Raw genomic sequence first — 16,417 nt, 5'->3', positions numbered from 1 at the left:
CTTGGAGCCCCCTGGATCATGTTGGAAAGAAGTCGACCGGATGACCGGGTAATGGCCCATTCTGGAGCCGAGCGTGTCCCGCACCATAAAAGCGCGGTGCTGCGACGCAACGCAGCGGCCGGGCGGCTTGATGTCACACGAGATACTTGCTTGATTAATCGATGATTTTTCCGATTCACTCGATTGTGAGCGCATTGTGGCGAGCAAGTTCCCGCAGGTTCCGCACAGCGAAACGCGAATCCCGCTCAAGTTCCGGCGGGTTCCCACTACGATCTGCGGCTTAGCCGACGGGCCGCAGGCGGTAGTGACTGACGCCCCATTCGCGGCCCTCGTCGTGGCCGAACAGGCCCGATGTGGCGAGGAAGAACCAGCGCCAGCGGCGCATCCACAGCGTGGCGTCGTCGCCATAGACCGGCTGCAGCACCTGCAGGATGCGGTCGCGGTCGGCATCGAAATTGGCCAGCCAGTCCTTGGCCGTCCGCTGATAGTGCATGCCGCTCCAGCGCCATTCCTTCTCGACCGCGAACAGATCCTCGTACTGCCGGATCAGGCCGTGGCTCGGCATGACGCCGCCGGTGAAGAAGTGCTGGGCGATCCAATCCTCGCGATCGTTGCGATCGAACAGGTAGGAACCGGTGCGGTGGGTGAAGACATGCATGAACAGCCGTCCGTCCGGCGCCAGCCATGATCTCACGCGCGACAGCAGCGCGCGCCAATTCATCATGTGCTCGAACATCTCGACCGAGACGACGCGGTCGAAGCGCGCCTCCGGGGTGAAATGGTTCATGTCTGCGGTGATGACGCGGAGATTGAGCAGACCGCGCGCGTCCGCCATTTCCTCGATGGCGCGTCGCTGCGAATGCGAATTCGACACCGCCGTGATCCTCGCATGCGGGAACTGCCGGGCCATGAACAGCGACAGCGAGCCCCAGCCGCAGCCGAGCTCGAGGATGCTCTGGCCGTCCTGCAAATCGGCATTGGCGACGGTCTGGCGCAGCGCCTCCTCCTCCGCCTCCTGAAGGGTCGACACCGGCTCCTTGTAGAAGCAGCAGGAATATTTGCGGTTCGGCCCGAGCACCCGGGCGAAGAACGCGGCCGGCACCTCGTAATGCTGGCTGTTCGCCGCATCGGTATGCTCGGCGATCGGGCGCGTCGTCAGCAGGCGGGCGAACTCCGCGTCCCCCATGGCATTGACACCACCGAGCCGCGTTGCCGTACGGGCGCACAATTCTTGGATGGCGGCGCGGATCACGGCGTCGGGCAGCGGCACGCGTTCCGCGGCGCCGATGATGGTGGAGATGAAGCTCATGCTCGGGCTCCGTTACTTCGCAGCAGGATTGGGCGGCAGGGGGAAGAACGCACTGGTGCGGGCCTGATAGGCCCGGTAGCGGTCGCCGCGTGAGCGCAGCATCTGTTCTTCCAGCGGCGGGATGCCGGTGAAGTGGACCAGGATGTAGTACATCAGCAGCGGCGCCAGCAGGCTGGCGAGCCCCCAGGGGTTGTCAGGTGACAACGCGATGACGGGATAAGCGAGCCAGCACACCCATTCGAAAAAATAGTTGGGATGCCGCGACCAGCGCCACAGGCCGACGTCGCAGACCTTGCCCTTGTTGACGGGATCTTCCCGAAACGCCTTGAGCTGGGCATCGGCCAGCGCCTCGCCCGCGATGCCTGTGAACAGCACGAGGATGCCGAGATAGTCCTGCAGCCGCAACTCGGCCGCTGGCGCGTGCGCTGCGACGAACATGGCTGAGACCAGCGGGATCGCGCCCCAGGCCTGCTGCTGCAGGAAAAAGAACATCCGCCGTGGCGCGGCGTCCCCCCATTGCCGGGCGAATTCAGCATAGCGCGGATCATCGGACATGCCCCGGGTTCGCGCCGCGACATGGCCGCCCAGCCGGAGCGACCAAATCGCCACAAGCACCGCGACCAGCCATTGCCGCGCGTTGGGAGCATCACCGCCCACGGGCCAGATCGCGCCGGCGGACCCGACGAGGCCGACGGAAAATGTCCAGATCGTGTCGACCCAGCCGGAATTCCCGGTGCGTTGCTGCACCACCCAGGCGGCCGCCATGAGCAGGGAGAGCGCCAAAGCCAGCGCCAGCAGCGCCTGCAGATAATCAACGATGGTCATGACAAAGCCCGGGCATTCCCGCTAGATAAGAGCCAACGGGACTAACTACGCCGCGGATGCCCGCCGGTTTCAGCCATGGTTCCGTCCAGGGACGGGGATTGCGCCGATCGCGGCTGTTCTCCGGACCCTGCTATGCCATAGTGGATTTTCGGGACCGGTCCCCGCAACGGATGTCATCGACAATGCCTCAAGGCTCCCCTCCCCGCTCCGCCATGGGCGTCGACCCGACCAAACTGTCCACGCCCCGGATCTTCCTGGTGCGGATGCTGGTCTTCCTGGTGCTGTGCGCCCTGGTCGGGGTCGTGCTCTACAAGCAGATCATCATGGCGTTCTTCGCCAATCCCGGCCTCAACGCCCTGATCGGGGCGGTGCTGCTGATCGGCGTCATCCTGGCGTTCCGGCAGGTCGTCCGGCTGTATCCGGAAGTCTCCTGGGTGAACAATTTCCGTATCGCCGACCCCGGCCTCGCGGTGCCTCGCCACCCGGTCCTGCTGGCTCCCATGGCCGCCATCCTCGGCCGCGAGCGCACCGGGCGGATGTCGATCTCGCAGCAGACCATGCGCCATCTGCTCGACTCCATCGCCACCCGGCTGGACGAGGCCCGTGACATCTCCCGCTACATGACCGGCCTGCTGGTCTTCCTCGGCCTGCTCGGCACCTTCTGGGGCCTGATCGAGACCGTGGGCTCGGTCGGCAAGGTGATCGACGGGCTCAAGGTCGGCGGCGACGCCGGCGCGCTGTTCGACACCCTCAAGGGCGGTCTCGCCGCCCCGCTCAGCGGCATGGGCATCTCGTTCTCGTCCTCGCTGTTCGGCCTCGCCGGCTCGCTGATCCTGGGCTTCCTCGACCTGCAGTCGAGCCAGGCGCAGAACCGCTTCTATACCGACCTGGAGGACTGGCTGGCCGGCACGGTGCGGGAATATGGCGGCACCGGCGACACCGGCGCCGACCTCTCGGTGGCCATCGAGCGGCTGCGTACGGCGATGGAGGAAGGCTCCAATCGCGGCGCCACCGCGGCCATGGCCAACCTCGCCGAGGCGATCCAGGGCCTGGTCGCGCACATGCGCACCGAGCAGCAGATGATCCGCGAATGGGCCGACGGCCAGGGCGAGCAGAACCGCGAGATCAAGCGGCTCTTGGAGCGGCTGGCGCGGCAGACGGAGAAGAGTTGAGCGGCGTGGTTGCGCCGTCGAACGCGACGAACGACTTCACGCAGAAGGCGGTGACCGTTTTGGTTGTGATGAACACCCATCGTGCCACAGCAGCGGTGCACCCTCTCCCCTTGTGGGAGAGGGTGGATCGCGCACGCGGAGCGGGCGCGAGCCGGGTGAGGGGTCTGTCTCCGCGGAGAGAACCCCTCACCCGGCGCGCATTTCGCTGCGCTCATGCCCGCCACCCTCTCCCACAAGGGGAGAGGGTGCACCGAGTCCGCGGATGCGCCGTCACTTCCAATCGGCGACAAGCTTGGCAACACCGCAAGCCAACCGTTACTTGAGGAGACGCTGAATGGCGCTGGCCCGTTCCCGCCGGGGAGAGTCCGGCCTCAACTACTGGCCGGGCTTCGTCGACGCGCTGTCGACCCTGGTGCTGTCGATCGTGTTCCTGCTGACCGTGTTCCTGGTGGTGCAGTTCTTCCTGTCGCAGGAGGTCACCGGCAAGGACAAGGCGCTGGAGCAGCTCAACGCCAAGATCGCGCAGCTCAACGAGATGCTGTCGCTGGAGAAGCTCGGCAAGCTGTCGCTCGACGACCAGGTCGCGCAGCTGCGCGCCGGCCTTTCCAATGCCGAGGCCGAGCGCGACCGCATCAAGGGGCTCTATGACGGGCTCGCCAATGCCGGCAGCAATGCCGCAGGACGCGCTTCGGAGCTCAATCGCGCGCTCGATTCCGAGAAGCAGGTCACGGCGCGGGCCCTGGCCCAGATCGAGGTGCTCAACCAGCAGATCAGCGCGCTCAGGCGTCAGCTCGCGGCGCTCGAGGACGCGCTCGACGCGTCCGAGAAGCGCGACAAGGAATCGCAGAGCCGGATCGCCGATCTCGGCTCGCGCCTCAACGTCGCACTGGCCCAGCGGGTGCAGGAGCTGACGCGCTACCGCTCGGAGTTCTTCGGCCGGCTGCGCGCGATCCTCGGCAACCGTCCCGACATCCGCGTCGTCGGCGACCGCTTTGTATTCCAGTCGGAGGTGTTCTTCGACACCGGGCAAGCGACGCTGCTGCCGGAGGGACAGCAGGAGCTGAACTCGGTGGCGACGGCCCTGGTCGATCTCGACAAGCAGATCCCGGCCGAGATCTCCTGGGTGCTGCGGGTGGACGGCCACACCGACGTTCGTCCGATCAACAGCCCGGTGTTCAAGTCGAACTGGGAGTTGTCGTCGGCGCGCGCCATCTCGGTGGTACAGTATATGATCTCGCTCGGCGTACCCGCCCAGCGCCTCGTCGCGGCGGGCTTTGCCGAATTCCAGCCGCTCGATCCCGCGAACACCGAGGACGCCTTCCGCCGCAACCGCCGTATCGAATTGAAGCTGACGGAGCGGTGACGTCGCCCTTCACCCTCCGTCCCTATCGCGCCGCCGATGAAGACGCGACGATCGCGCTGTGGCAGGAGACGTGGCAGCTCGCCTATCCTACCATCGATTTCGCCGCGCGGGTGCCGTGGTGGCGCGAGCGGTGGCGGAGCGAGCTGGTCCCCAAGGCCGCGGTGATCGTCGGCGAAACTGAAGGCACGCTCGCGGGCTTCGTCACCATCGATGCTACGGGTTATCTCGACCAGCTTGTCGTATCACCTGCGCATTGGGGCTCACCGCTCGCGACGCAGCTCGTCGACGCCGCCAAGCAGCGGTCTCCCTCTGGCATCACCCTGCTGGTGAACAAGGACAACGCGCGCGCCATCAGCTTCTACAAGCGCAACGGCTTCATCGAAGCCGGCGAAGACGTCAACCCGACGTCCGGCCGCCCGGTGCTGCGGATGGCGTGGACGCCCTAGGCACAGACACACCGCCGCCGGCCGAACCTACCGCTGTCATCCCGGACAACCGAGCGTAGCGAGGGCAGATCCGGGACCCATACTCCGCAGCAGAGGTGTTGCGAAGAACGATGTGGCGATGTTCGACTACCAAACATTCGACCGGGGTTATGGGTCCCGGCGTTCGCCGGGACGACACCGAGTGGGCAGCAATATCAGCAACTACACGCCACGAAACAGCACGCCCACCGTCAGCACCACGAAGGCGATCGCCAGCGCGTCGAAGGCGTGGGCGGCGGACAGCAGCGGCACCGAGGCGTGCATGTAGTGCGCGAGCATCGCGACGAGCGCGAGCACCAGCGCGATGGCGAAGATCACGAACGACGGCGGCGTGAGGGCAAAGCTGCCACGACGATAGGGCATGGTCATTCATCCTGTGCGATGGGCGCCACAGCATGAATGGCGCCATGAAGTTTCGCGCAGGGAACGTATAAAGCTGCAGAAAGGTTGCAGGGTCTGCGACGAGAATTCGCGGTGTTGCAGACCGTCCACGGGTGTTGCTGAAACTACACGGTCTCGAACTGCAGCCGCGCCAGCCGCGCATAGAGGCCATTGGCGGCGACCAGCGACGAATGCGTGCCCTGCTCGACGATCCGGCCACGGTCCATCACGAGGATGCGGTCGCAGGACAACACTGTCGCGAGACGATGCGCGATCACCAGCGTCGTGCGGTCCTTCATCAGGCCTTCGAGCGCCGTCTGCACCAGGGTCTCGCTCTCGGCGTCGAGCGCCGAGGTCGCCTCGTCGAGCAGCAGCAGCGGCGCATCGCGCAGGATGGCGCGCGCAATCGCGATGCGCTGGCGCTGGCCGCCGGACAAGGTCACGCCGCGCTCGCCGAGCTGGGTCTCGAACCCTTCCGGCAAGCGGCGGATGAACTCGCTGGCATGGGCGAGGTCGGCGGCGCGCTCGACCTCGGCGTCGGTGGCCTCGGGGCGGCCGAAGCGAATGTTCTCGCGCGCGCTTGCCGCGAACACGACGGACTCCTGCGGCACCAGCGCCATCCGCTCGCGCACCTTGCGCGGATCGGCGGCGCGCACGGGCACGCCGTCGACCGAGATCGTGCCTGACGCCGGATCGTAAAAGCGTAGCAAGAGATGAAACAGCGTGCTCTTGCCGGCGCCGGACGGGCCGACGATCGCGACCTTCTCGCCGGCACGGATCGCAAACGACACGTCCTCGAGGACCCGAACGTCGGGACGGCTCGGATAGGCGAAGCTGACGCGCTCGAAGCCGATGTCGCCGCGCGCCGGCTCGGGCAGCGCCACGGGCCGTGCGGGCGCGGTGATCTCCGGCTGGACGTGCAGCAGCTCGAACAGCCGCTCCGCAGCACCCGAGGCCGCCGAGACCTCGCCCCAGACCTCCGAGAGCTGGCCGAGGCCGGCGGCGGCGAAGGCCGCATAGAGCACGAACTGGCCGAGCCGGCCGGCGCTGATGTTGCCGGTCAGCACGTCATGCGAGCCGACCCAGAGGATCGCGACGACGCTAGAGAACACGATGAAGATGATGATCGCGGTGAGCACGCCGCGCGCCTTGGTCGAGACCCGCGCCGCCTCATAGGCCTGCTCGACCTCGCCGCCGAAGCGGCCGGCCGCAAGCTTCTCGCTGGTATAGGCCTGTACGGTCCTGATCGCGCCGACCAGCTCCGAGGCATAGGCCGAGGCATCGGCGAGCGTATCCTGCGCGTTGCGCGACAGACGGCGCACCCAGCGCCCGAAGGCCACCAGCGGCAGCACGATCAGCGGGATCGCCAGCAGCACGAACAAGGACAGCTTCGGGCTCGTGAACACCATCATCGCGGTGGCGCCGAGAAACAGCAGCAGATTGCGCAGCGCGATCGAGACCGAGGCGCCGGCCGCCGACTTGATCTGCGTCGTATCGGCGGTGAGCCGCGACACCAGCTCGCCGGAGCGCGCGGAATCGAAGAACGACGGCGACAGCGACATCAGATGCGCGAACACGTCGCGGCGGATGTCGGCGACGATGCGCTCGCCGATCGTCATGACGAGATAGTAGCGGGCGGCGCTTGCCAGCGCGAGCACGGCAACCACTGCGATCATCACGCTGAAATAGCTGTTGATCAGCTCGATGCCCTTCGGCGTGAAGCCGAAATCGATCATGCGGCGGACCGCGACCGGCACCAGCAGGGTGGTCAATGCGGCGATCGTCAGCGCGACCAGGGCGAGAACGGCGCGGATGCGGTAGCGGGCGATATAGGGGGCCAGCGCCAGCAGCGGACGCAGCTTGGAGCGGCGAACCGGGACGGCCGGCTCGGTCAGCGCCTCGACGGCGGCGACGGCATCTTCCACCGCCTCCTGCGCCATGGGGGCAGCGCTCTGCCGCTCGTCAAGCCGTTCCACTGCACTCATGGGGCCACCTGAGAATTCATCCAATCTGCCGTCGTGATAGGCCTGCCGCACCGGACTTGGCAAATCCGGAAACATACCAAGGTGCCGACGCGCGTCCCTGGCTTGTTTGGCGACCTTGGCTTGTTTTAGGCGGGACCTTGGGCTATAGAGCGCGCCAATTGTCCCCCTTCAGTGACGACAGGATCAGGCGCGGCTGCGCCGCGTCATGTCTTCGCATCACGCCGCAGGACCCGCCATGAAAGCCGACATTCATCCGAATTATCATACGATTACGGTCGTGATGACCGATGGCACCGAGTACCAGACCCGCTCGACCTGGGGCAAAGAGGGCGACAAGCTCAACCTCGATATCGACCCCAAGTCGCATCCGGCCTGGACCGGTGGCACCCAGCAGATCATGGACCGCGGCGGCCGCGTCTCGCGCTTCCAGAAGAAGTTCCAGGGTTTCCTCAAGAAGGATTGATGCCTCCGGGCCGCCTCGCGCGGCCCTTTGCTCTGCCCTGAATGGACCTGATCACAGCAAAACGCCCCCCGGAGACGGGGGCGTTTTTGTTTGAGTGGCTAGACTGCGGTCTGGCACAGACCGGCTCGGCCAAGGCCGAGCCGCAGGCCCGATGGCCTTACTGCTCGAAGGCCGCCTTCAGCCGGTTGAGGTGCGGAACCAGCGGATTGCCGATCGCGCTCTGGTCCGGCGGCGGCGAATGGATGGTTGCGTCGAGCCGGCGCACCCGCGTCTGCAGGCTCATCGAGCGGGCGATCAGATCCTGCAATTGCTGTGGCAGCTTCTCGAGCAGGTCGGCCGGGCCGGGATCGGCGGCGGTCAGCTTGACCTTGGTTTTCTCGCGATTGGCCTGGCCCAGGGTCATCTCGCCCTCCTTCACCGCCCGGTGCAGCAGCAGCCACGAGGCGAGCTGCATCAGCCGCGTGGTGAGCCGCATGCTCTCCGTCGCGTAGGTCAGGCTGACGGCGCGGTCGAGCGCCTTGGCTTCATTGCGGCCCTCGCCGTCGAGATAGGCGGCGGTCTCCTCGACCAGATCCATGCCTTCCCGGAACAGCGTGCCGAATGCAGCGGAGTTGGTGAGCCGCTCATTGAACTGAACAAGAGCGCCATCGCCCAGCAAACGGTCCGACATGGTTAACGCCTCATAAACGCGACTGTTTACGCAATCCGGCAACCGCGCCGGTATGATGAACAAATCATTGCGCGGCCGGTTTCGAGAGTCCAGCAGCAACGCCCAATATGGTTTCCACGGCGTGGGACGTGCCGTGTCGGCGTACCATTTGCGGCTGCGGGACGATCAGTTCGACCGAGTCGTGCACGCGTCACAACTAGCAACCACGATCGCGGCAACAATGTGCGGTAGTTGGACGACGATGAATTTATTCACTGTTGCGACGCACAGGGATGCGACCGGTGCGCGCCGATCCGCCGACCGGCACAGCTTCAAGACGATCCCGAGCTAACCGTTCCCGGCATGCGCCGACGTGCTTGCCGGGACGTTAACGGCCTCACGACGCTCCGGGTGATGCAGGGACGATCGCGCGCGGCCAAAAAAAGAGCCGCCGTTGCCGGCGGCTTTGAAGTTGATAACAGGGAGGCGTCAAACAGAGTGGACAGGAGCCACTCAGTGTCCAAACGAGGACGGTTACGGTTGTAAACGCGAAAGCTTAATCAACCGTAAATGGCACAAATTTTTCAAACTTCGTTAGCCATGTCGGCCACTGGCCGACCGTATTTCTACGTGCTGCGGAACCATTCTAGGACTTGAAGATGCTGGCGGCGGCATCGCGCGAGGCGCGCTTCTTGGCCAAGGCCTGCTCGATCCGCTCGATCTCCGAGCGCAGCAGCGCGGCGCGGCCGGTCAGCTCCTCGACCGACAGCATCGAGAGATCCTGCCCGATCTCGTGGGAAACGGCCTTGCGCGGCCGATCGTCGTCCTCGTGTGCCATCTCGCCCTCTCCCGGTTGCCAGCGGGGCCCGGGCTGGCTTAAGCACGCCCCAGCACCCGCTTGATCTCTTGCCAAGGATTTCTCATGGAACAGCTGCCCGCGCAAATGACCGTGGTCGCCATCAGCCAGCCGGGCGGACCCGAGGTGCTGAAGCCCGAGACGCGGCCCGTTCCCAAGCCGGGGCCGGGCGAGATCCTGATCAAGGTGAAGGCCGCCGGCGTGAACCGTCCCGACGTCGCCCAGCGCTCCGGCAGCTATCCGCCGCCGCCCGGCGCCAGCGACCTGCCGGGGCTGGAAGTCGCCGGCGAGGTGGTCGCGCTCGGCGACGGCGCTCTCCGGCACAAGCTCGGCGACACCGTGATGTCGCTGGTGGCCGGCGGCGGCTACGCGCAATATTGCATCGCCCAGGACGCCCAGGCGATGGCGGTGCCTCCGGCGCTGTCCATCAAGGAGGCCGGCGCCCTGCCCGAGACCCTGATGACGGTCTGGCACAACGTGTTCGAGCGCGGCGGCCTCAAGGCGGGCGAGACCCTCCTGGTGCATGGCGGCTCCTCGGGCATCGGCACCATGGCGATCCAGCTTGCCAAGGCGTTCGGCGCCACGGTGCTGGTCACCGTCGGCTCGCAGGACAAGGCGGAGGCCTGCGTCAAGCTCGGGGCGGACCGCGCCATCAACTACAAGACGGAAGACTTCGTGGCGGTGGTCAAGGAGGCGACCGGCGGCAAGGGCGCCAACGTCATCCTCGACATGGTCGGCGGCGACTACATCGAGCGCAACTACGACGCCGCGGCGACTGACGGACGGATCGTCCAGATCGCCTTCCTCGGCAGCGCCAAGGCCACGGTCAACTTCGTCAAGCTGATGGTGAAGCGCCTGACCCACACCGGGTCGACCCTGCGCCCGCGCAGCAATGCCGACAAGGCGGCGATGGTGGCCGCGATCGAAGCCAAGGTGATGCCGTTCCTGCGCGAGGGCCGCATCAAGCCGCTGATGGACTCGACGTTTCCACTCGCAGATGCAGCCAAAGCGCATGCACGCATGGAGACCAGCCAACATATTGGCAAAATTGTGTTGGAAATCTAGGCGCAGTCTAAACAGAGCGTGTTTGGAAACTCTTTGATTTTCCTCGCTTTCGTGCCAATGATCGCGCACATCTGAACCGTGCCTGGAACGGCTCCAAATCCTTTGCGAACGTGCCTTTAAGTTTGAACTGTTTCGCTGTGGTTTGGTGTCGAACGCGGAGATTTGACATTGCGTCTGATCAGGTGCCTGGCGTCCATGGTGGCGCTGGGCCTCGTGATGTGTGGTGCCGCTGCCCCCGCTCAGGCCGTTGACGCCGTCAGCGTTCGCAGCGACGCGCCTGCCATCGACCTGACGGGCATCCTCGATCACCAGCGCAGCGAAAACGACCGCATCCAGGTCTCGACCGCGCCCGGCACCGACGGCATCGTCCGCCGCATCGAAGTCCGCGCCCGCGAGGGCGGCCAGAACTGGATCGTGTTCGCGCTGGCCAACAATACCGATGACCAGCTCGACCGCCTGATCGTGGCGCCGCATTACCGCGTGGTCGGCTCCGGCGTGCTGTGGCCCGATCTCGGCCTGTCGCGAATCGCCACCATCACCCCCTCGATCGGCGACCTGCCGGAGCGGCAGGAGAGCCCGACCGCCGATGTCTTCCGCGTCACCCTCGATCCCGGCTCGGTCGTGACCTTCGTCGCTGAATTGCGCACCGACAAGCTGCCGCAGCTCTATTTGTGGGAGCCGGAATCCTACAAGGACAAGGTCAACTCGTTCACGCTGTACCAGGGCATCGTGATCGGCATCTCCGGCCTGCTTGCGCTGGTGTTGACCATCCTGTTCGTGGTCAAGGGCAGCATCATGTTCCCGGCCGCCGCCGCACTGGCCTGGGCGGTGCTGGTCTATATCGGCGTCGATTTCGGCTTCTGGGGCAAGGTCCTGGACATGTCGAACAACGCCGAGCGGGTCTGGCGCGCCTCCGGCGAGGCGATCCTCGCCGCCACCCTGCTGGTGTTCCTGTTCGCTTACCTCAACTTGTCGCGCTGGCACGTCCGCTATTCGCACATCACGCTGGGGTGGCTGTTCTTCCTGGGGTCGCTGGTCGCGGTGGCGCTGTTCGACCCCGCCGTCGCCTCAGGCATCGCGCGCATCTCGCTGCTCCTGATCGCGGTCGTCGGCTTCGCGCTGATCGTCTATCTTTCGAGCCACGGTTTCGACCGCGCGGTGCTGCTGATCCCGACCTGGTTCCTGCTCACGGTCTGGGTCGGCGCAGCCGGCATGACGGTGGCGGGCCAGGTCACCAACGACATCGTCGGACCTGCGCTGCTCGGCGGCCTGGTGCTGATCGTGATGCTGATCGGCTTCACCGTCATGCAGCACGCCTTCGCCGGCGGCGGCGCAACCACCGGCATCGTCTCCGACGTCGAGCGCCGCGCGCTGGCGCTGGCCGGCTCCGGCGATTTGATCTGGGACTGGGACGTCTCCGCCGACAAGGTGTTCACGAGCCCCGAGACCGAAAGCCTGCTCGGCCTGAAGCGCGGCACGCTCGAAGGACCCGCGGCGAAATGGCTCGAGGTGCTGCATCCGCTCGACCAGGACCGCTTCCGCGCCGCGCTCGACAGCGTGCTCGACCAGCGCCGCGGCCGGCTCGTGCAGGACTTCCGGCTGCGCACGCCCGACGGCCACTTCATGTGGTTCGCGCTCAAGGCGCGCCCCGTGGTCGGCTCCGACGGCGAGGTCTCGCGCGTCGTCGGCACGCTCACGGACGTCACCGAGTTCAAGAATGCCGAGGAGCGGCTGCTCCATGACAGCGTGCACGACAATCTGACCGGCCTGCCCAACCGCAAGCTGTTCATCGATCGCCTCGCCGCGGTCGCCAATTTCGCCAAGACGATGCCGACGCTGCGGCCGACCTTGATGGTGATCGATCTCGACCGCTTCAAGCAGGTCAACGATTCCGTCGGCATCGCGGTCGGCGATTCCATCCTGCTCACGCTCGCGCGGCGGCTGTCGCGCATCCTGAAGCCCCAGGACACGCTGGCGCGGCTGGCCGGCGATCAGTTCGGTCTGATCCTGCTGTCCGAGCAGGATCCCGCCCGCATCACGGCGTTTGCCGAGACCATCCGCAAGACCATCCGCGCGCCGATCGCCTTCAACGAGCGCGAGATCTTCCTGACCGCCTCGATCGGACTCGCGCTGTCCGACCCGCAGACCCAGCTGTCGGAAGACATCATCAAGGATGCCGAGCTGGCGATGTATCACTCCAAGCGCATCGGCGGCGACCGCATCGACGTCTACAAGCCGGCGATGCGCGCCCGCAAGAACGACCGCCTGACGCTCGAGAGCGAGCTGCGCCGCTCGATCGAGCGCCAGGAGATCACGATCCTGTACCAGCCGATCGTGCGGCTGGAGGATCGCTCGATCGCCGGCTTCGAGGCCTTGGCCCGCTGGGATCATCCGAAGCTCGGCCGGATGTCGCCGATCGAGTTCATCACCATCGCCGAGGAGATCGGCCTGATCGTCGATCTCGGCACCTTCGTGCTCGACCAGACCGCGCGGCAGCTCTCGGTCTGGCAGCGCGCGACGCGGCTGCGCGAGCCGATCTTCGCCAGCGTCAACGTCTCGTCGCGCCAGCTGCTCCGCCACGACCTTATCCACGACATCCGCTCGGTGCTGGCGCGCTCGTCGGTGGCGCGCGGCTCGCTCAAGATCGAGCTGACGGAATCGCTGGTCATGGAGAATCCCGAGCACGCGGCGCAGATGCTGACGCGCATCCGCGAGCTCGGCGTCGGCCTCTCGATCGACGATTTCGGCACCGGCCACTCCTCGCTCGCCTATCTGCAGCGCTTCCCGTTCGACACCTTGAAGATCGACCAGTCCTTCGTGCGCACCACCGCGCGGGGCACCCGTCCGGTGATCCTCAAATCGATCATCGCGCTGGCCCACGATCTCGGCATGGATGTGGTGGCGGAGGGCGCGGAGACGGACTCCGATGCCGTCGAGCTCTATCAGCTCGGCTGCGAATACGCCCAGGGCTACGCCTTTGGCGAGCCGATGGACGCCGACGCCGCGATGCGGCTGTTGACCGAAGAGCGGCTGGAAGCGGCAAGCTGAGGGCTGCAATGCATCCAGGGGCGCGACAGCCTCAGGATGCATCTTTTCTTTTGCTTCGTTTCAGGTAGAGTTACCGCGGTACCGCGTAGAGGTGCCGTGTGAGTGATGACCGATGCGTGCTTGCGAGGCAGAAGGCTCGCGACATCGCCTGTTCGCGACGCGCCTAGTCCGTCTCGAACTGCGACAGCGCCGTGAGCGCACGGCGATAATTGTCGGCGCCGAGGCGGCGCGCCACGCGCTTCTCGTGGGCAGCCACCGCGACATTCGCCTTCTTCAGGATCATGCGGCCACGCGGCGTCAGGCCGAGTGCATGCGCGCGGCGGTCCTGCTCGGAGCGCTCGCGCACGATCAGCCCGGCCTGCTGCAGATCGTCGAGCAGGGCGACCATGCGCGCGCGCTCGATGCCCAGCGCCCCGGCGACAGCGATCTGCGTGGCGCCGGGATTGGCGGCGATCGTCTCCAGGATCGAATAGAGGATGACGTCGAGCTCGATCGGTGCAAGCGCCGCGTTGACGTCACGGAAGATCCAGTGCTGCAGGCGCCGGACGAAATAGCCGAGATGGCTCTCGAGCTCGCCGAGGCCGATCCGGGCGTCCTGTCTCGCTACGTCTCGTTGCGCGCGTGCGCGCTCGCTCTTGGGCATGCTGGCTCACTGATATGAGATGCCCATGCCTAGACCCGCGGCATCGCCAGAACAAGCCGCCGCAACTGGTCACGGGAACAATAATTGCAACTTACAACTATTCTGTTAGTCTGACGGGCAACGAATATCAGATGGGAGGGAGGAGCCATGTCGCGCTCAACGACTGCGGCTGACCGCATTGTGACGGCAATGCAGCGGAGCCATGGAGCGGATCGCACGCCGCAGCGCACCGTGTTCTCTCGCCGCGGACCTGCGGGCACGGCTCCCGTCGACATCGCCTCCAACGCAGCGGAGGCCTCCCATGGCGAATGCTGAACGTCGCACCGAACCGCAACCCGCCATGTTTGCCGAGCCGTCGATCGAGGCGATCAGGCGCAAGGACGGCGCCATCATCCTGCGTTCACGCATGGAGCTGCTGCCCGCCGCACGCTGCACCGGCGAATGGCTGGAGCACTGGGCGGGCACCGTCCCGGACCGGACGTTCCTGGCCGAGCGCCGCGGCGAGACCTGGACCTGGCTTACTTATGGCGAGACGCTCGCACAGGCTCGCGCCGCAGCCGCCTGGATGCTGGCGCAGGGACTAAGCCCCGACCGCCCGCTCGCGATTCTCTCCGACAACAGCATCGCGCATGCGGTGCTGGCGCTCGCCGCACAGCATGTCGGCATTCCCGTCTGCGCGATCTCGCCGGCCTATTCGCTGATGTCGACCGATCACGAGAAGCTGCGAGCGATGATCAAGCTGCTCGATCCCGGCGCCATCTTCGTCGCCGCGCACGGCCCGTTCGCCCGCGCGCTCCAGGCGATCGACGGCCTGCACCGCGCGACGATCATCACCGGCGATGGCGAGGGCTCCGGCGCCGTGCCGCTGCAGACCTTGACCACGACGAAGCCCGGCCCGGAGGTCGACCGCGCCTTTGCCGCAGTGACACCCGACACGATTGCAAAGCTGCTGTTTACCTCGGGCTCCACCGGCCAGCCGAAGGCCGTGATCAACACGCACCGGATGCTGACGATGAGCCAGCAGGCCAAGGGCCAGCTCTGGACGTTTCTGCGCGAGGTCGAAGGCGGCCCCGTCATCGTCGACTGGCTGCCATGGAGTCACACCTTCGGCGGCAACCACAATTTCAACCTGGTTCTCGCCCAGGGCGGCTCGATCTATATCGACGGCGGCAAGCCCGCGCCCGGCCTGTTCGAGGCCTCGCTCGCCAATCTCAGGAGCATGGTGCCGACGATCTATTTCAACGTGCCGCGCGGCTTCGACATGCTGGTCGCAGCGCTCAAGACGGACAATGAGCTGCGGCGGAAATTCTTCTCCGGCGTGAAATGCATCCTCTATGCAGCGGCGGCGCTGCCGCAGAATCTCTGGGATGCGCTCAACGAGATGAGCATGGCGACGATCGGCCGCCCGGCGCCGCTGGTGTCGGCCTGGGGCGCGACAGAGACCTCGCCACTCGCGACCGACTGCCACTTCTTCGCCGAGCGCGCCGGCAATATCGGCGTGCCGATTCCTGGCACCGAGCTCAAGCTGGTGCCCACCGGCGAGAAGCTCGAGGTCCGCGTGCGTGGCGCCAACGTGATGCCCGGCTATTGGAAGGCGCCCGAGATCACCGCCGCCGCCTTCGACGAAGAAGGCTTCTACAAGATCGGCGACGCCGTGAAGCTCGCCGACCCCGATCATCCGGAGCGCGGCCTATTCTTCGACGGCCGCATCACCGAGGACTTCAAGCTCAGCTCCGGCACGTGGGTGAATGTCGGCGCGTTGCGTATCGCCGGCATCGCCGCGCTGGCGCCGCTGGTGCAGGATATCGTGATTGCCGGCCACGGCACCGACGAGGTTCACTTCCTGATCGTGCCGAACGTTCCGGCCTGCCGCAGCAAGGCTGGGCTGGCGGACACAGCCTCAGTCGGCGAGGTGCTCGCGCATCCCGCAGTGCGCCAGGCGGTTGCGCAAGGGCTGACGAGACTGCGCACCGAAGCCATCGGCTCGTCGCGCTACGCGACCCGCGCGCTGCTGATGGCGGAGCCTCCCTCGCTCGACGCCGGCGAGATTACCGACAAGGGTTACATCAACCAGCGTGCAGTGCTGAGCCGTCGTGCCAATCTCGTCGCAAGGCTGCAGGACGATGCGGCGTCCGACCTCATCAGGCCGAGTCCAAGCTCCTCCTGAGCGACA

Annotated in this window: 14 protein-coding genes; 7 read left to right on the top strand and 7 right to left on the bottom strand. The window is 66.0% G+C overall.

What is annotated here, in order from left to right:
• Positions 1-280: 280 nt before the first annotated feature.
• Positions 281-1,309, bottom strand: a complete 1,029-nt coding sequence (locus HL666_RS24950; RefSeq protein WP_172184132.1) for an SAM-dependent methyltransferase — start codon at positions 1,307-1,309, stop codon at positions 281-283.
• A 12-nt stretch (positions 1,310-1,321) separates the two neighbouring features.
• A complete protein-coding gene (locus HL666_RS24945; RefSeq protein ID WP_172184130.1) occupies positions 1,322-2,134 on the bottom strand; it encodes a DUF1295 domain-containing protein in 813 nt (270 codons plus the stop codon).
• 182 nt (positions 2,135-2,316) lie between these two features.
• Between HL666_RS24945 and HL666_RS24940 the strand changes: the two genes are divergently transcribed.
• The 3 genes from HL666_RS24940 (at position 2,317) to HL666_RS24930 (ending at position 5,115) form a co-directional block, all read left to right on the top strand.
• The gene (locus HL666_RS24940; RefSeq protein ID WP_172110011.1) at positions 2,317-3,306 is read left to right on the top strand and encodes a MotA/TolQ/ExbB proton channel family protein; all 990 of its coding nucleotides are present in this window, start codon (positions 2,317-2,319) and stop codon (positions 3,304-3,306) included.
• A gap of 334 nt (positions 3,307-3,640) precedes the next feature.
• Entirely contained in the window at positions 3,641-4,669 is a 1,029-nt protein-coding gene (locus HL666_RS24935) for a peptidoglycan -binding protein (protein ID WP_172110012.1), read from the top strand.
• Positions 4,666-5,115, top strand: coding sequence for a GNAT family N-acetyltransferase (locus HL666_RS24930; RefSeq protein ID WP_172134415.1), 450 nt, complete (start codon positions 4,666-4,668; stop codon positions 5,113-5,115). The genes HL666_RS24935 and HL666_RS24930 overlap by 4 nt, the downstream gene beginning before the upstream one ends.
• A 201-nt stretch (positions 5,116-5,316) precedes the next feature.
• Here HL666_RS24930 and HL666_RS24925 read toward each other — a convergent pair whose 3' ends face one another.
• Both HL666_RS24925 and HL666_RS24920 read right to left on the bottom strand, forming a co-directional pair.
• Positions 5,317-5,517 (bottom strand): hypothetical protein, encoded by a 201-nt coding sequence (locus tag HL666_RS24925; RefSeq protein WP_172110014.1) that lies wholly within the window; start codon positions 5,515-5,517, stop codon positions 5,317-5,319.
• Positions 5,518-5,660: 143 nt separating this feature from the next.
• A complete protein-coding gene (locus HL666_RS24920) occupies positions 5,661-7,520 on the bottom strand; it encodes an ABC transporter ATP-binding protein/permease (protein WP_172110015.1) in 1,860 nt (619 codons plus the stop codon).
• 235 nt (positions 7,521-7,755) lie between these two features.
• On the opposite strand from HL666_RS24920, the gene rpmE reads away from it, so the two are divergent.
• Positions 7,756-7,983, top strand: coding sequence for a 50S ribosomal protein L31 (gene rpmE, locus HL666_RS24915; protein WP_012046762.1), 228 nt, complete (start codon positions 7,756-7,758; stop codon positions 7,981-7,983).
• Positions 7,984-8,140: 157 nt separating this feature from the next.
• Here rpmE and rcdA read toward each other — a convergent pair whose 3' ends face one another.
• Complete coding sequence (gene rcdA, locus HL666_RS24910; protein WP_172110016.1) at positions 8,141-8,653, bottom strand: protease adaptor protein RcdA; 513 nt, start codon at positions 8,651-8,653, stop codon at positions 8,141-8,143.
• 625 nt (positions 8,654-9,278) lie between these two features.
• The gene (locus tag HL666_RS24905; RefSeq protein ID WP_172110017.1) at positions 9,279-9,470 is read right to left on the bottom strand and encodes a DUF1192 domain-containing protein; all 192 of its coding nucleotides are present in this window, start codon (positions 9,468-9,470) and stop codon (positions 9,279-9,281) included.
• Positions 9,471-9,554: 84 nt separating this feature from the next.
• On the opposite strand from HL666_RS24905, the gene HL666_RS24900 reads away from it, so the two are divergent.
• A complete protein-coding gene (locus HL666_RS24900) occupies positions 9,555-10,553 on the top strand; it encodes an NAD(P)H-quinone oxidoreductase (RefSeq protein ID WP_172110018.1) in 999 nt (332 codons plus the stop codon).
• A 168-nt stretch (positions 10,554-10,721) separates the two neighbouring features.
• Complete coding sequence (locus HL666_RS24895) at positions 10,722-13,601, top strand: EAL domain-containing protein (RefSeq protein ID WP_172134417.1); 2,880 nt, start codon at positions 10,722-10,724, stop codon at positions 13,599-13,601.
• A 163-nt stretch (positions 13,602-13,764) separates the two neighbouring features.
• Here the strand turns inward: HL666_RS24895 and HL666_RS24890 are convergent, their stop codons facing one another.
• Positions 13,765-14,244, bottom strand: coding sequence for a MarR family winged helix-turn-helix transcriptional regulator (locus tag HL666_RS24890; RefSeq protein WP_172134418.1), 480 nt, complete (start codon positions 14,242-14,244; stop codon positions 13,765-13,767).
• 301 nt (positions 14,245-14,545) lie between these two features.
• On the opposite strand from HL666_RS24890, the gene HL666_RS24885 reads away from it, so the two are divergent.
• Positions 14,546-16,411: a feruloyl-CoA synthase gene (locus tag HL666_RS24885; protein WP_172184128.1), complete on the top strand. Its 1,866-nt coding sequence runs from the start codon at positions 14,546-14,548 to the stop codon at positions 16,409-16,411.
• Positions 16,412-16,417: the final 6 nt, after the last annotated feature.

Source organism: Bradyrhizobium aeschynomenes (genome assembly GCF_013178945.1).
Classification (GTDB): domain Bacteria; phylum Pseudomonadota; class Alphaproteobacteria; order Rhizobiales; family Xanthobacteraceae; genus Bradyrhizobium; species Bradyrhizobium aeschynomenes.
The sequence above is the reverse complement of the archived record's forward strand: the minus strand, read 5'-3'. Positions and strand labels throughout refer to the sequence as shown.

What these genes read in the sequence shown, in the direction of transcription:
- HL666_RS24950 (WP_172184132.1), bottom strand. Translation starts at nt 1,309, where the DNA reads ATGAGCTTCATCTCCACCATCATCGGCGCCGCGGAACGCGTGCCGCTG.
- HL666_RS24945 (WP_172184130.1), bottom strand. Translation starts at nt 2,134, where the DNA reads ATGACCATCGTTGATTATCTGCAGGCGCTGCTGGCGCTGGCTTTGGCG.
- HL666_RS24940 (WP_172110011.1), top strand. Translation starts at nt 2,317, where the DNA reads ATGCCTCAAGGCTCCCCTCCCCGCTCCGCCATGGGCGTCGACCCGACC.
- HL666_RS24935 (WP_172110012.1), top strand. Translation starts at nt 3,641, where the DNA reads ATGGCGCTGGCCCGTTCCCGCCGGGGAGAGTCCGGCCTCAACTACTGG.
- HL666_RS24925 (WP_172110014.1), bottom strand. Translation starts at nt 5,517, where the DNA reads ATGCCCTATCGTCGTGGCAGCTTTGCCCTCACGCCGCCGTCGTTCGTG.
- HL666_RS24920 (WP_172110015.1), bottom strand. Translation starts at nt 7,520, where the DNA reads ATGAGTGCAGTGGAACGGCTTGACGAGCGGCAGAGCGCTGCCCCCATG.
- rpmE (WP_012046762.1), top strand. Translation starts at nt 7,756, where the DNA reads ATGAAAGCCGACATTCATCCGAATTATCATACGATTACGGTCGTGATG.
- rcdA (WP_172110016.1), bottom strand. Translation starts at nt 8,653, where the DNA reads ATGTCGGACCGTTTGCTGGGCGATGGCGCTCTTGTTCAGTTCAATGAG.
- HL666_RS24905 (WP_172110017.1), bottom strand. Translation starts at nt 9,470, where the DNA reads ATGGCACACGAGGACGACGATCGGCCGCGCAAGGCCGTTTCCCACGAG.
- HL666_RS24900 (WP_172110018.1), top strand. Translation starts at nt 9,555, where the DNA reads ATGGAACAGCTGCCCGCGCAAATGACCGTGGTCGCCATCAGCCAGCCG.
- HL666_RS24890 (WP_172134418.1), bottom strand. Translation starts at nt 14,244, where the DNA reads ATGCCCAAGAGCGAGCGCGCACGCGCGCAACGAGACGTAGCGAGACAG.
- HL666_RS24885 (WP_172184128.1), top strand. Translation starts at nt 14,546, where the DNA reads ATGGCGAATGCTGAACGTCGCACCGAACCGCAACCCGCCATGTTTGCC.